This is a genomic window from Erythrobacter sp. (genome assembly GCF_036351135.1).
Lineage (GTDB): Bacteria > Pseudomonadota > Alphaproteobacteria > Sphingomonadales > Sphingomonadaceae > Erythrobacter.
The window spans coordinates 147,811-162,413 of the sequence record NZ_JAZBON010000034.1 but is presented as its reverse complement, the minus strand read 5'-3'; the positions used below and the strand labels follow the sequence as shown (position 1 = coordinate 162,413).

General features: G+C 63.8%; 15 protein-coding genes and 1 tRNA gene. 8 read left to right on the top strand and 8 right to left on the bottom strand.

Annotated features, from left to right (window positions below):
- Positions 1-5: 5 nt before the first annotated feature.
- Positions 6-671, bottom strand: coding sequence for an ankyrin repeat domain-containing protein (locus V2I30_RS13820; protein ID WP_330662758.1), 666 nt, complete (start codon positions 669-671; stop codon positions 6-8).
- A gap of 89 nt (positions 672-760) precedes the next feature.
- Here V2I30_RS13820 and V2I30_RS13815 point away from each other — a divergent pair, with 89 nt between their 5' ends.
- From V2I30_RS13815 to V2I30_RS13785, 7 genes are all read left to right on the top strand, one after another.
- Entirely contained in the window at positions 761-1,375 is a 615-nt protein-coding gene (locus tag V2I30_RS13815) for an SCO family protein (RefSeq protein WP_330662757.1), read from the top strand.
- Positions 1,363-1,911, top strand: a complete 549-nt coding sequence (locus tag V2I30_RS13810) for a YcgN family cysteine cluster protein (protein WP_330662756.1) — start codon at positions 1,363-1,365, stop codon at positions 1,909-1,911. The genes V2I30_RS13815 and V2I30_RS13810 overlap by 13 nt, the downstream gene beginning before the upstream one ends.
- Positions 1,908-2,645 carry a M48 family metallopeptidase gene (locus V2I30_RS13805; protein WP_330662755.1) on the top strand — a complete coding sequence of 246 codons (738 nt, stop codon included), beginning with the start codon at positions 1,908-1,910 and terminating at the stop codon, positions 2,643-2,645. The genes V2I30_RS13810 and V2I30_RS13805 overlap by 4 nt, the downstream gene beginning before the upstream one ends.
- 117 nt (positions 2,646-2,762) lie before the next feature.
- Entirely contained in the window at positions 2,763-3,308 is a 546-nt protein-coding gene (locus V2I30_RS13800) for a DUF4402 domain-containing protein (protein WP_330662754.1), read from the top strand.
- Between the two features lie 64 nt (positions 3,309-3,372).
- On the top strand, positions 3,373-3,870 hold the full coding sequence (locus V2I30_RS13795; RefSeq protein ID WP_330662753.1) for a hypothetical protein: 498 nt from the start codon (positions 3,373-3,375) through the stop codon (positions 3,868-3,870).
- A 44-nt stretch (positions 3,871-3,914) separates the two neighbouring features.
- Complete coding sequence (ribD, locus tag V2I30_RS13790) at positions 3,915-4,862, top strand: bifunctional diaminohydroxyphosphoribosylaminopyrimidine deaminase/5-amino-6-(5-phosphoribosylamino)uracil reductase RibD (protein ID WP_330662752.1); 948 nt, start codon at positions 3,915-3,917, stop codon at positions 4,860-4,862.
- Between the two features lie 13 nt (positions 4,863-4,875).
- A complete protein-coding gene (locus V2I30_RS13785; protein WP_330662751.1) occupies positions 4,876-5,496 on the top strand; it encodes a riboflavin synthase in 621 nt (206 codons plus the stop codon).
- A 54-nt stretch (positions 5,497-5,550) separates the two neighbouring features.
- On the opposite strand, the gene V2I30_RS13780 is transcribed toward V2I30_RS13785, so the two are convergent.
- The 5 genes from V2I30_RS13780 to V2I30_RS13760 form a co-directional block, all read right to left on the bottom strand.
- The gene (locus tag V2I30_RS13780; RefSeq protein WP_330662750.1) at positions 5,551-6,537 is read right to left on the bottom strand and encodes an OmpA family protein; all 987 of its coding nucleotides are present in this window, start codon (positions 6,535-6,537) and stop codon (positions 5,551-5,553) included.
- Positions 6,538-6,928: 391 nt separating this feature from the next.
- On the bottom strand, positions 6,929-7,324 hold the full coding sequence (locus V2I30_RS13775; protein ID WP_330662749.1) for a PilZ domain-containing protein: 396 nt from the start codon (positions 7,322-7,324) through the stop codon (positions 6,929-6,931).
- Between the two features lie 329 nt (positions 7,325-7,653).
- Positions 7,654-8,214 carry a GNAT family N-acetyltransferase gene (locus tag V2I30_RS13770; RefSeq protein WP_330662748.1) on the bottom strand — a complete coding sequence of 187 codons (561 nt, stop codon included), beginning with the start codon at positions 8,212-8,214 and terminating at the stop codon, positions 7,654-7,656.
- Between the two features lie 24 nt (positions 8,215-8,238).
- On the bottom strand, positions 8,239-9,444 hold the full coding sequence (locus V2I30_RS13765; protein ID WP_330662747.1) for an amino acid aminotransferase: 1,206 nt from the start codon (positions 9,442-9,444) through the stop codon (positions 8,239-8,241).
- 73 nt (positions 9,445-9,517) lie between these two features.
- On the bottom strand, positions 9,518-10,405 hold the full coding sequence (locus V2I30_RS13760) for a DUF1134 domain-containing protein (protein ID WP_330662746.1): 888 nt from the start codon (positions 10,403-10,405) through the stop codon (positions 9,518-9,520).
- A 292-nt stretch (positions 10,406-10,697) separates the two neighbouring features.
- On the opposite strand from V2I30_RS13760, the gene V2I30_RS13755 reads away from it, so the two are divergent.
- Positions 10,698-10,790 (top strand) — tRNA-Ser (locus V2I30_RS13755).
- 55 nt (positions 10,791-10,845) lie between these two features.
- Here the strand turns inward: V2I30_RS13755 and V2I30_RS13750 are convergent.
- Positions 10,846-13,134 (bottom strand): putative bifunctional diguanylate cyclase/phosphodiesterase, encoded by a 2,289-nt coding sequence (locus tag V2I30_RS13750; protein WP_330662745.1) that lies wholly within the window; start codon positions 13,132-13,134, stop codon positions 10,846-10,848.
- A 50-nt stretch (positions 13,135-13,184) separates the two neighbouring features.
- Positions 13,185-14,552, bottom strand: a complete 1,368-nt coding sequence (locus V2I30_RS13745) for a FecR domain-containing protein (RefSeq protein ID WP_330662744.1) — start codon at positions 14,550-14,552, stop codon at positions 13,185-13,187.
- Positions 14,553-14,603 lie beyond the last annotated feature (51 nt).

The following is a 14,603-nucleotide window of genomic DNA, read 5'->3' as shown; positions in this document are numbered from 1 at the left end:
GTCGGTCAGAAGGAAGGTCCGTATTGTTCGCCCCCGGGAGAGCCCTCCCGCGCTTCGTCGGCGGCGGCGAATTCGCGGGCGAGGAGGGTGTTCTGGTTCATCAGTTCCATGTAGTCGCGTGCGGAGCGTCCAGAATTGTCGTTGAGGTCGGGATCGGCCCCTTCCGCCAACAACCGCCGGACGAGGTCGATGTTCCGCTGGTGCACCGCAGACATCAGCGGCGTCTCGCCCGACGCGTCCGATACATTGACTTCGGCGCCGCCTTTGACGAGCTCTTCGACGCCCTCGATGAACCCCAAACGCGTCGCGATCTGAAGCGCGGTCGTCCCGTTGTTGTCGCGCACATTGGGATCGGCACCCTTCTGCAGCAGGAACCGCACCCATAACGTGTCGCGCCTGTTGGTAACGACATGCAGCCCGGTTTCTCCCGTCGAGATGTCGCGGGTGTTGACGATCTGGGTGCCGGGCTGATTCAACATGTCGGTCGCGGTGTCGCCGTCGCGATCCTTGACCGCCTTGAGGAACTGATAGCCGTCGGAAAACATCTGCGCCTGCGCCGGTTGCAGCATGGCCAGAGCAACGAGCGCCGCACACAGCGCGCTGGCAATTCGCGGCGCTGCCCCTAATTGACGCAAAGCCGAACCCCAATTGCGCAAAAACACAAGCGTCACGCTTTGAACCTTTCGTCTTTCCTGTCAGTCTTGCCCGCGGGCATGGGACGCCCGGCGGGCGCCCCTGCTGCAAAGCCAATTAGCAGACCATGAATATGCATGCCAATCCTTCTCCTCTTCTCGCAGCAGCGCTTGCGCTCGCCCTTACGAGCTGTGGCGGTGCGGAAACCGGCACGGGGACAGCCACACTCGAACCCCCTCTCGCCGGCGCCACTATCGGCGGCGATTTCGCGCTGACCGGTAGCGAGGGCGAAACCGTGCGCTGGAGCGATTTTGCAGGGCAATACCGGATCGTGTATTTCGGCTATGCCTACTGCCCCGACATCTGCCCCACCGACATGCAGCGCACCGTCCAGGGGCTCGGCAAGTTTGCCCAGGCGGAGCCGGCGCTCGCGGCGAATGTGCAACCGATCTTCATCACCATCGATCCCGCCCGCGACACACGCGAAGTCGTGGACGAATTTACAAGCGCCTTTTCCGAAGACCTGATCGGACTGACCGGCAGCGAGGCAGAAGTCGCCGATGCGGCCGCCAAGTTCGGAGTCTATTACGTCAAGGGCGAAGAAAGCGAGAGCGGGGGCTATTTGATGGACCATTCGCGGATAGTCTTCCTGTTCGACCCGGAGGGTGAGCCGCTCGCCATGCTGCCGGCGGACGAGGGCGCCGACGCCGTGGCGCAGGAGCTCTCCAAATGGGTGACGTGAGCCTTCGCGACCATTTCTGGGAACGCCCACTTGCTGACCTGTCGCGAGCCGAATGGGAAGCGTTATGCGACGGATGCGGTCGATGCTGCCTGCACAAGATCGAGGACGCCGATACCGGCGAGATCGAAGACACTAATGTCGCGTGCAGGCTGCTCGACTGCTCGACCGCGCAGTGCCGGGACTATCGCCATCGCAAGGCTTTCGTGCCCGATTGCCTGCGCCTGACGCTCGCCATCCTCGATGACGTCCCCTGGCTGCCCGAAACCTGTGCCTATCGCCGGCGGGCTGCCGGGAAACCGCTGCCTGAGTGGCATTACCTGCTGACCGGGGACCGCGAGGACGTGGTGCGTACGGGGGTTTCAGTGGCGGGCCGGGTGGTCAGCGAAGATGAGGCCGGTCCGCTCGAGCACCATATCGTCAGCTGGGAAACACGCAGCGCATCGCCGCGAACAGGCTTCGATATCGAGCCGCCCGACGAGCGCCGCCGGGCCCAAGACCGGAAAGCTGCAGCCAAGAAAGCCGGAGCTCGGGCGTGATCGACTGGCTCAAACGCCAACCCGTCGATCCCGAGATCGAGCTGGGTGGGCGGTTGGTGCCGATCGTGTTGCGGCGACATGCTTCGGCGAAGCGACTTACGCTGCGCCTCGCGCCCGATGCGAGCGAGGTGCGCATTACCTTGCCGTCCTGGGCGCGCGGTGCAGATGCGATCGCTTTCGCCCATGCGCGGCGCGACTGGTTGGACGCGCAGGCCAGCAAGGTGCCCGAAAGGCGCGTCCCAGGCCCCGGCGGCAGCCTTGCCTTTCGCGGATCGTCATTACGCATTGCCTGGGACGAAAGCGTCCCCCGCAAGCCCGCGCTTTGCGCCGGATCGCTGCGCATCGGCGGTCCTCTCGACACGCTGGAGCCGCGCCTGCGCCGATGGCTCGAGCGCGAGGCGTTGCAGCTGTTCGAGAGCGACCTTGCCCATTACGCCGCCGCTGCCGGCCTGGAGCCGGTGCCCGTCGCCTTGTCGCGGGCACAGCGGCGTTGGGGTAGTTGTTCGGATGGCGGCAAGAGCGGGGTGCGGCGTATTCGGCTCAACTGGCGGCTGGTCCAGGCGCCCGACGAGGTCCGCCGTTCGGTCGTCGCGCACGAAGTCGCGCATCTTGTCCACTTCGATCACAGCCCCGCCTTTCACGCCCTGGTGGAGGGCATATTCGAAGGCGATATCGCGGCCGCGGATGGTTGGCTGAAGGACAATGGGCGCGGGCTCTACGCGCCCTTTGGCTGACCCTTCTACCGCCCCTGCCCCCCGTGTCCAATACGTAGCGGTTCGTTAACCGTGCGCGGTTAGACCGCCGTGATGTTCCGCAGCGCTTTCTTGTCCCTAGCCGTGCTATGCCTTGGCATGGCGAACTTCGCTGCAGGCGGCGCCCCCTTACTGGCGCAGGGCAATTGTCCGAATTGCGACCTCCCGCCCGGTTGCCGCGGCAACGGCAACACTAAGGACAAGAATAACGGCAACGGTAACGGCAATAAGGGCCGCAAATGCGAGCGGCTGGAAGTCACCATCGAGAGTGATCTCGATTTCGGACGCATGGTTCTCCTTGGCGGAGGCGATGCCCGGGTGATTCTCGATTTGACGACGGGATCCAAGATCCTGATCGGCGATGTGGACGATCTGGGCGGCATGCCGATCACCGGCAGCGCGCTAGTTACCGGTGCCCCTAGCGAGGCAGTCGTGATCGACCTTCCTGGAAGCATCGATATGCGCGATCCCACCGGCGGCAACGCGCAATTGCGCGATTTCGTCACCGATCTCGACGGCTTTCCGGCGCTCGATGCCGATGGTCGGCTCGAGTTTCGGTTTTCAGGGACGCTCGTCCTCGAAGCCGATACCAATGCGAGCGGCAATTTGCGCGGTCGCATTCCGATCCGCGTCGAATATCCCTGATCCGTCGCCCCAAGTGACAACCACACTCTTCCGGTAGGGCGCCGCTGCCCCTATATCGGCAAGCATGATGGGTCGTCTTGCCAGTTCGCGTTTCAATCCGAAGCCAGGAATCCTCGATTTCTGGAGCGAGTTCCGCAAGCCCAACCGCTTTCGCTGGCCGATCCTCGCGCTCTCGATGGTGCCTTTCGCAGTGATCTTCTACTGGCTTTCGAGCGAGACGGCCTACAAGACTCCCGAACGCCCGCAGATCACCTATATCACCACCTTCGATCCCGATCGCAGCGATGCCGAAATCATGGCTTCGAACATGGCGAATCAGGAGGTCAAGGAACTGCGCGAAGCGGCGCGCGAGGACCTCGAAGAGCGCAAGCGCGATCTCTACAAGGCATTGGGCGCGGCAGCCGGGATGGATGTCGAGGAGATTGACCGGCGTGGGCGCGAAGCGCGCGCAGCCGAGGAGCGGGCGGAGCAGGAACGCCTCGACGCCCTGCTCGGCCGTACTGGCGAAGGCGGCGATTCGGCTGCGGCCTTGCCCTCCGGTACCGAAAGCCCCGCGCTATAATATCGAACACGACCAGCGCCGATCCGCTCGGCGATGCCCGGTGGATGGCGGCAGCTGCGCGCCTCTCCGCACGCGCGCGGCCAGTGAGCCGCCCCAATCCCGCAGTAGCCGCGATCCTGGTCCGGGAAGATCGGGTCCTCGCGCGCGGTTGGACGCAGGCGGGCGGGCGCCCGCATGCAGAAGCCGTGGCGTTGGCTGGCCGGGAGGACGGCGGTGCGCGGGGAGAGACGCTCTACGTCACGCTCGAACCTTGCGCGCATCAATCCGAGCGCGGCCCCGCCTGCACCGATCTCGTGATCGGCGCACGGCCCGCCCGCGTCGTCATTGGGCAGCGCGATCCCGATACGCGCACCGCCGGTGCAGGTATCAGGCGCCTGGAACGGGCAGGGATCAGGGTCGCTTTGCTCGAAGACGAGGTCTCCCGCGCGGCGCTTGCCCCCTATCTTACCCGCACGGCGCTGAGCCGTCCGCGCGTCACCCTCAAGCTGGCAATGAGCCTCGATGGCTGCATCGCGCTGGCCGATGGGTCCAGCCGCTGGATCACCGGCGAGGTGGCACGCGCCCATGTCCACACGCAGCGTGCGCGCCACGATGCGATCTTGGTGGGCGGCGGGACCTGGCGCGCCGACCGGCCCCGGCTCGACGTGCGGCAGCCGGGGCTCGAGGCGCGCAGCCCCGATCGCTATCTCCTGACCCGCGGCGTCAGCCCCGACGGCGTGCGCGTCATCAATCGGCCAGAACAGATCGCACAGATGGAGGGCATTTCCAGCCTCTATGTCGAAGGCGGCGCGGCGGTCGCCGCCAGCCTGCTCGAAGCCGACCTGGTTGACGAGCTTCACCTCTACCGCTCCCCAATCCTTATCGGCGATGGCCGGCGTGCGATCGGCGGAATCGGATTGTCGGATTTGGCGGAGGCGCATGGCCGCTGGCGACTGGTCGATACGCGCACGCTTGGCACCGACACGTTCAGCTTATATTGGCGCTCACGCTAGGAGGGAGCGGCGCATGTTCACAGGGATCGTCACCGCAATCGGAGAAGTCGCCCGGATCGAGGAACGCGGCGATCTGAGGCTGCGCATCGCCGCGCCGCTCGACCCCGAGCGCATCGATATCGGTGCCTCGATCGCATGTTCGGGCGTGTGCCTTACCGTGGTCGATCGCGGGGGCGAGGCAGGCGATGCCTGGTTCGATGTCGACGTGTCGCAGGAGACGGTTTCGCGCACGCGCGCAGGCCTTTGGGAGAAGAGCGCACGGATCAATATCGAGCCGAGTCTGCGCCTGGGCGATGAACTCGGCGGCCATATCGTCACCGGCCATGTCGACGGCATCGGCAAGGTCACGCTCGCCGCACAACGCGGGGACAGCTGGCACGTCGCCGTGCGCGCTCGCTCGCAGCTCGCCCCCTTCCTCGCCGAGAAAGGCTCGGTCACGATCGACGGCGTATCGCTGACGGTGAACGACGTGCGTGATCAGCCCGGCGGGGCGTGCGACATCCTCCTCAACATCATCCCGCATACAAGCGAGGTCACGACATTGGGCGATCTTGCCGCAGGCGACGAGGTCAATATCGAGATCGACGTGCTCGCGCGCTACCTGAAGCGGATGCAGGGTCTCGAGGCCAACTGAAAAAGGGCGCCGATCCCGCAGGATCGACGGCCCTTTTCGTAATCGTAGCGGCAATCAGCGGCGCGCGGTGCGCCGATCGTCGTCCGCGAAACCATCGACGCTTTTCGAGACCAGCACGTTGACGGCCACCCGGCGATTTTGCTGCTTGCCAAAAGCGGTGGTGTTGTCGGCGACCGGGTTCGACTCCGACATGCCGGTCGGCGTCAGCATCCGGTAGGGCGCCCAGCCGCATTGCTGCTGCAGGAAATTAACGACATTGCCGGCGCGCTTTTCGGACAGCGCCTGGTTCAGTTCTTGGCTACCGTCGGAGTCGGTATAGCCGACCACCAGCAGCAACGCATTGTCGGTCTGATCGGCCTGCGCGGCGGCATCGCACAGCTCGGTGCGCGCCTGTGCCGACAAAGTCGAACGGCCCGAATCGAAATAGACATTGGTCGTCGATTTGACGTTGTACTGATCGATATCACCGAACCGACCACGCAGCTCCTCGGTCGCGATCGCATTCTCTTCGATCGCGGTTTCGGCGCTGGTAAAACGTTGATCGGTGCCCGAAGCGATCATCTGCGCGGTTTCGAGGTCCTCGCCAGAGAAGCGGACATCTTCAGCGACGAGACCGCCATCCCAGCTGCGCGTCGCGACTTCGACTGGAAGACCGTTGAACAGCGACGCCGCGGTCAGCGTTTCGCGCCCGAGACCGAGAAAGCCGCCGCGCGCCTTGATGCTCGTCCGGTCGGTCACCGTAATGGTCGTCACCTGGCCACTGGGATCGGTAACCTGAATACGGTTCCCCTGCCGTGCCGAGATGAAGCCCTCGACGTCCGGGCCTTGAGCCAGCTCTTCGAAGGCCGGAGGCTCGGGGGCATAGACGGTGGTCAGCACGTTGCCATCGACGCCCTGCTCCTGCGCCGCGGCGCCGACAGCGGGAGCCGCCATCATTGCTGCAAGAACGAGGGTCCTCACAGCCTTAGACGTGCCGGACAGGTTCGCATCGGCAACCTCGGGGACGGCCCTGCCGATCTTCGCAATATTCGAGATATTCATAAAGCTATTCCTCCACTTTTCGCCGCCGCTCTTGTGGTGAACCAGATCGCGTATCGGGGAACGCCGCAGGTTCGGATGTAATGGCGGTTTCTTCTCTGCCCTCTTTCGCGGCTGACCCGCATGACTGCATATGGTGCTCCCGACCGGGATCGGCCGCACGACGACAGGCGCATAAGGGCGGGAAAGCGCCCGAATGCGCGGGCCCTTCTTGCACAAAAACGAACGGGTTTTTCGGAAAATCGCCGAATTCGGACGGCGCGACGCGGGGGTGCGACAAGGCGTTAACCATCGAGCGTCACACGGCGTGGTGGAGTCTCTTTTCGCAGCGGATCGCAGTCTAATGAACGTGATCGAGCGCACATTCGCTAGGCGCCGGAGCGCAGGCGTCGGTCTACGTGCGCAGACCGCCGCGGTCGCCGAACGATTGCAGCGTCACGTCAGCGCGCTTGGGGCAGGCATGACGCTTGGCCAGAAAATCGACCACGCTGACATGCAAGGGCGTGTCGAAGCGCATTCCCACTTCCCCGCCTTTCGACCAGGCAACGCGCGCGGCGATGGATTCGAGCGTGGCGAACCGCACGCCGAAGATTTGACCGACCTTGAGCTGATCCTGCGTTTCGAGGCGGACGTGACATCCGCTTTGCGAAAGATCGGTCAGCTCGCCGCGCCAGCGTCCGCCGCGCGCATCCATCAGCGTGCCGCCAACCGTCAGTGGCCGACGCTCGAACTCGCGCGGAACGATGCGGCGAGGCTGATTTTCCTCGTCAGCTGACTGAGGTTCGCCCATATGGCCGCTCAGCCCTCTCGGCGGTCGAGACCCGAACGTCGTTCGGTCAGACGCCGGTCTGTCCCCGACCGGCGATCGCGTTTGCGGCGATCGGTTCCGGTGAAGGTCTCTTGTGTTACGCGCCGGTCGCCTTTGCGCCGTTCGCCGCCATTCGGATGAGTATTTGGCTGGTCCATTTTGCCGTTTCCTCGATAGGGTGCGATCCTACAAGCGCCCACCGGTCGCAATACATGCGAAGGAATTGCACATTTGTTAAGGAAGCGGCGCTCCTTCCCTACAAACACGCAATCTGCGGGCGGGCTTATGGCCGCGGCGCTCGGGCTAAACCCCTATGCGCCTTCGCTTTCCCTGCCGAGCGGGCCTGCGCTGAACCCCTCGCGGTCGAGCGCGAAAAAAAGATGGCGTTCGCGTTTGCCGGCCATCTCTCGGATATCTTCGCGCGGGGACAGCCGCGCGCCGATCTTCTCGAGCGCGCGGATCGACCGGCGATTCGTTTCGCCCACTGCAAACCGGCATTCGGCGACCGATCGCAGCGCGTGGCCGACCATCATGCGCTTGAGCTCGCGGTTCGCCGCGCCGCCCCAATGATCACGCGCGAGAAAGGTCCAGCCGATTTCGATCGATCCGCCTCCGCCCAGCTCGAGCCCCTGAAACCGCGAAGAGCCAATGATCGCTCCGTTCTCCTTGTCGATCACCACCAATGCCCCACGGTTCGCTAGCGCATCGTCGAAAAAGATGCGGAACACGCGTTCGCGCCAGCGATCATGCGCGGGATGCTGTTCCCATATCAGCGGATCGGCGGCGACCGCATAGAGCGCCGCCCAATCATCTTCGCGAAGGGGGCGCAGACGAAGCGCAGGGCCTTCGAGTGTGGGCTGGCGATCGAGCAAGAGGGATGCCTTCGCAGCGAACCTCTAGGCAGTCGAGGGTGCAGCGGCTTTATCGCTGGCGGTAACCTCGCCGAGGGCAGCAATGAACGCATCGATATTGTCCATAGTCAGCCCGGCGACATTGATGCGTCCGGATCCCGCCATGTAGATCGCGTGGTCCTCGCGCAGCTTTGCGACCTGTTCCCTGGTCACGGGCAGCATTGAGAAGAGCCCGTTCTGGCGCCCGAGCGGCGAAAGATCGACGCCGCCGACGCGCCCGCCCTGGGCCAGCCTATCGCGCACACTGCGCATGCGTGCGCGCATTGCGTCGAGCTCTTCGATCCATTGCTGAGTCAGGCCGGTGTCGCGCAGAACGACGCGCACTGCGGCAGCGCCGTGATCGGGCGGCATCGACCAGCTCGCACGGGCCAGCGCGTTGGCGTTGGAGAACGCCTTGTCTAGCATATCCCCGCCTTCGGCTAGGATGTAGAACGCGCCCACGCGATCACGATACATGCCAAAATTCTTGTCGCAGGAATAGGCGACGAACGCCTCTGGAACCTTGGCAAGCACGCTGCGTAGGCCCGCTGCGTCCTCTTCGAGGCCATGTCCCAATCCCTGATAGGCGATATCGATGATCGGAAAGGTGCCGCTCTTCACCAGGGCATCGCCGATCGCTTCCCAATCCTCGGCACTATAATCGATCCCGGTTGGATTGTGACAGCATCCGTGCAGGATAATTCCCTCGTCCGGGCCGGCGGCGTCGATGACGTCGAGAACCGCCTCGACGTTCGCTGTGCCATCCTCCGCGGCGTGATCGAAAGACTCCCAGGCGATCCCGACGTCTGCGATGATCTGGGCATGGTTGGGCCAGCTCGGCACGCCCAGATGCAGCCGCGCGAGGCCGGCCTCCTTGGCCAGCGCCGCCGCCAGTCGCACGGCGCCCGTGCCGCCGGGGGTCTGCATTCCCTGAAGTCGGCCGCCCATCGTCGCATCGCTGCCAAAGATATAGGGCATGAGCGCATTCACGAAGCCGGTGTCGCCCTCGGAGCCGAGATAGGATTTGCTGTCCTGGTTCTCGACCAGCCACGCTTCGGCCTCTTTGATTGCGCCAAGGACGGGCGTTTCACCTTCGTCAGTGCGATAAACGCCGACGCCCAGGTCGATCTTGCCGGGCCGATCGTCGGCGGCGTGCATCTTGATCAGCGCCAGAAGTGCGTCGGGCGATTGCGGTTCGAGTCGGGAAAGCATGGACAACGCTTCTACGCACGCGAAGCTGCGCTGCAACCGCCTTTCGCCACGTCACTCGGCTATGCAAGCGCCATCAGAACGGCAGCCAGCGCTGCTTTTGCGAAAAGCGCATGTAGCCTGCATTGACCCCAAGGCGGAGTCCTGCACCCATCCGGATCGGGATCAGCACGATGTCGCCGCGGCGCATGTAACTCGCATGCAGGCCGCCCACGAAATAGGCCTGCCCTTCGCCCGCCGGATAACGGCGGAAAAGATCCTCGCTGTCGTAAAGGTTGTAGACCAGAACGAAGGTACTTCCCGCATTGGCGCCCGCATCGAGACCCAGCGAAGGGCCAGTCCAGTAGACCGGCCGTTCGCCCTCGATCTTGTGATGCAGGGTGCCCGAACCGTAGCGGGCGCCGAAAACGAAGGCGCCGCCGGCTTCGCGTCCGACGATATAGCCGTTGGGTTCGCCCTGTTCGCGCAGCAGGTCTTCGATCAAACCGGCAAGGCCTTTCGCGCCCTTGCCGAATACTCCCTCGGCAGCGCCGATGAGATCGTCCTCGGCATAGGTCGCGCTTTGGGCGACCGGAACGTCGGGAGCGGCCGGATTTGCGGGATCGGACCAGTCGGCAGCCGTGTCGTCGGCCGGCGCGCTATCCACATCGTAGGGCAGCGGGTTCTCGCCCGCGGTTTGCGGTGAACCGGCTTCGGCGGGGTCGATCGGCGGGGCGGCGCGGAAGTCCGGCTGCGCCAGATCGCCGTCGATCGCGTCCGAACCTTGCCGTGCGGGCGCAGGAACGCGGGTCGACTGGGCAGGGGCGGCGTTAGCGGCGTAGGCTTCGTCGGGATCGAAACGCTCGACGTCCTGCGCCCCAGCTGGCAACGCCAGCGAGAACAGGGCGGCGACAAAGGCTCCCAGCACGGCCGGCGAACGACGCGAAATGCGTGTCTTCCCATCGGTTTGTCTTTGCTTTTTCATGATCGTCTCTCCCATGCCGCTTGCCCGCATCGGGCAGCAAGAATCGCAAACCGCGCGCTCGGCAATCGCCCGCGCGGCCAAGCGAATCGAAAACGCGGCGAGCCGAGAGGGTGCGAGCTGGTGGCTTAAGCCAGCCTGTCCGCTCGCTCCGGTCGAAGGAATGGCTATGCTGGCAAGCTGGCGCGCGCCGGCGCCGGCCAAATGCACCCTTGCCGCCCCCGGCGCACGTCTTTATAGCGCGCGGCTCGCAGGGTCCGGGAAAGCCAACAGAGCCAACCCGACCGGCGATTGCGGAGACGTGGGTGAGTGGCTGAAACCAGTCCCCTGCTAAGGGACCATACTGTTTATAGCAGTATCGAGGGTTCGAATCCCTCCGTCTCCGCCATTCATTTCTCTGCTCGACCTCGGCTAACGAGCTGTATGCCGGTTCGGACCAGGGCCTAGGCCACTTCGCTGAACTGCGAACTGTTCAGGAAATTCATCAGGTCGGGCGAACTCAGCGGTTTGGAAATGAAATAGCCTTGCGCATAGTCGCAGTCGTTGGCTCGCAGGAATTGGAGGCACGCTTCGTCCTCGACACCCTCGCATACCACGCGAAGGCCCAACGAGTGGGCGAGCTGAATTGAGGATCGCACGAGCAACGCATCGCTGCGCACCTCATGAGCGTTTTGCACGAAAGCGCGATCGATCTTGAGCTCGGTCAGTGGTAATTTCTGCAGATAGCTCAGCGTCGACTGGCCGGTCCCGTAATCGTCCATCGAAATGTGAACACCCAGCTTTCGGAAACGCTCTAGATTGCGCACCGCGGTTTCCGGATCGCGCATGGCCGCGGATTCGGTAACCTCCAGGATCACGCGCTCGCGCGGGACGCCTGTGTTCGAAAGGATGCGTTCGACCGCACTGACGAACCTTTCGGAACTGACGAGATTTGCCGATACATTGACCGCTGCCGATATGACGATGCCCTCGCGGCACCACCCGGCCAGATCATCGATAGTCCGGTTCAGAACGAACAGCGTAAGCGCCTCGATCCGGTTTGCCTCTTCGGCGAGCGGGATGAACGTATCGGGGCTAAGAAAGCCGCGTTTGGGATGCTCCCATCGCACCAGAGCTTCGACGCTTTCGATGCGGTCGGTCTCGAGACGCAATTTGGGCTGATACACGACTTTCAGCTCATCGCTCTCGATGGCTTCGTCGAGTTCGCCCATCAGCGATACGCGCTGTTCGATGATCGCCGCCTCGGTGCTTTCATGCGCATGCCATAGCTTCTGTTCTTTGGCCGCCTCAGACGCCGCGAGCATTGCCGAGGCGAGGTCCGCGCCCGCTGCAATACCAAAGGCAATGCGTAAATCGATGCGCGTGGCGCCTATTTCGATCGGCTTTTGCATCGCGGCCGAAATTTTCTCGAGGCCGTTGACCAAATCCCGATGCTCGCCCTTGTGGGTCCAGGCGATGACGCGTGTATCGGCATGAAACGCTTCGCCGATCGGATGAGCCGCGTTCATGCGTTCGATAAGACGTTCGATAATCTTGCCCTGCTCGTCCTTCGCGAGAACCGCGCGTATCGAGTCGAAATCGGCAATATAGGCGGCGGCGATCAACTGGTCGTCGTCGTGTGACCGGCGCGCGAAGGCGCGCGAGTTCGGGAGACCGCTATCGGGATCGATCAAGGCGCGCTCGCGCAATTGCCTTCTCGCCACCTGAATGCTTTGCGCCAGTCCCGCAACCAGGATCGTGACAGCCGCGGGCATCATGTCCAGCAGGGTCATCGCCCCATGATAAGCCGCAATGGTGATAGCCGATATCGCCAGCAGGCCTCCGCCCGCCCGCGCTGCGACCTCCACATAGGATCGCGCATTGGCGATAAAGATCGCGAGCAAGGCCGCTACCAGAATCAGAGGCACCCAGCCAAGCTCCCTCAGGCCGCCCGAGAGAAGCGTTTCCGAGGCAAGCGCCTGTATCGTGACGCCGGGAACGACGCCATATACGGGAACCCCGTACCGATCGCCGAGCTCGATGGCGGTCGCTCCGACGAGGATATCCTTGCCTTCGACCGAACGACGATCGAACTGGCCGCGCTCCACATCGATGAAGCTGTGGCGCGGGATGGATTGCGGATCGATGCTGAAATCGATGGCGAATGCGGAGTCGATCGAGCCCGCCTGCCCCGCAATCTGCGCCGACAGGGTCGGCCGCGCGATACCTTGCGTCATGGTGCCATAGAGCATTTTGCGAACGCGGGCGTCGGCATCGGGTATCACCGAAACCGAAGCAAGGCTGGCATGTTCGCGCAAAGGTGCGATGGGCAGCGTGTCGAGTTGGCGATCCAGCGTCTCTGAGGCGTTTTGCGCGAAGGTCGGCATGACGACGGAGGCGCGCGCGTCGGCGATGGCGTTGGCGAACTGCGCGTCCCCATCCGCCGAGGAGGGGGAGGAGAAATCGATATCGAAAACGATCGAACGCGCGCCCGCTTCGTCCAGTTGTTCGACCAGCCGGGCGTAGTGCTCGCGCTTCCAGGGCCATTGCCGAATGCTCGCAATGCTTTCGGCATCGACTTCGACAATGTGGATTTGGCCCGAGGCGTCGCGTGATCCAAGAGCAGCCACCGCGGCGTGCTGTTCATTCTCCAGCAGGCGGATCCAGTCGGTCGACGCCGAGACGACCGATATACACAGACTGACGACAATGATCGCCAGGGTTCCAATATGGCGACGCCCGGATAGCTGCATTATTTCTCGCAGATCATTCGATCGCGGCGCCGGATGACGACGCAGCGATTTTAGTCATCGTCGTCATCGTCGCCGTCGTCATCGTCGCCATCGTCATCGTCGCCATCGTCATCGTCATCGTCACCGTCACCGTCGTCGTCGTCCCAATCGTCATCATCCCAGTCGTCGTCGCCGGAATTGCCGTTGCCGTTGCCGTTGCCGTTGCCGTTGCCGTTGCCGTTGCCGGGCCCGCCACCATTGCCGCGGCCAGGATTGCTATCGTCGTCTCCGTCGTCATCGTTGCCATGGCCGTTATTGCCATCGTCGTCGTCGCCAGGCTCAGGTTCGGGCTCTGGCTCAGGTTCCGGCTCAGGCTCTGGCTCAGGTTCCGGCTCGGGCTCAGGTTCCGGCTCAGGCTCAGGTTCCGGCTCAGGCTCAGGCTCAGGCTCAGGCTCAGGTTCTGGCTCCGGCTCAGGTTCTGGCTCCGGCTCAGGTTCTGGCTCCGGCTCAGGTTCTGGCTCCGGCTCCGGCTCAGGTTCTGGCTCCGGCTCGGGTTCGGGTTCGGGTTCGGGCTCAGGCTGATCGTTCCCTACCGGCTCTTGGGCGATCGGCTCTTCGCTCGCTACATCCTCATCGAAGGCGATGTCTGCGATCAGTACATCGATGCCGCCTTCAACTTCCCCGCTTACCAACCCGTCGGTCAATTCCTCGAGATCGACGGACGAGCTTCCCACTGCAAAGTCGATGACAGCGCCGCGCAATCCGGAGACCGCAGAGGCCAAGTTTTGGCTCGCCTGTCCCTGGACACTCTGGATCGATGCCGGCTGGACCGCTTTCGGGGCCGTACTCACCTGACCGCGCTGCGGACTGTCGATCTGCCGGGGAACGTCGCCCTCGATATTCAGCCGAAAGCGATCGTCGGCAGCAATCATCGCGACCTCGCCCGATCGCACCAGATCGCGCGCCCCGCCATCGAGAGTCGAGGCCTCGACCGCCCCTTCGGTCACCTGCATGGCACTGCCCGCCTCGGTAACGGTGATCGTGAAGGTCGTGCCCTTGACCACGGCCGCGAGATAGGGGGTGTCGACGCCGAAATGCGGATCGGGCTGGCGGCCGATATCGAAGATCGCGCTGCCAAAATCCTGTATCATCTGGATGACGCTGCGCTCGCGCTCTTCGGGAGCGATCGTGATCCGCGTGTTGGGCTTGACCGTCACGAATTCGCGGCCCCGGGTAAGCGTGGCATTGCCGCTATTGCCGGTCACGATCTGCTGGCCGGCGGACACCGTCGAACCGCGGCGCGCGTCGCGCTGGCCGTCGTCGGAACGGATGGTCACCTGTCCGCGTGCCTCGGACACGGTCCAGGGGCCGGATTGCGCCAGCGCACTTGTGCTCGACATTAACAGCGCCACGGGGACAAGAGCGCGAGATAAAATCATTCGGGGATACTCCTTCGTGCATCCACCTATCTCGCGCCCATGTTCGTGCGG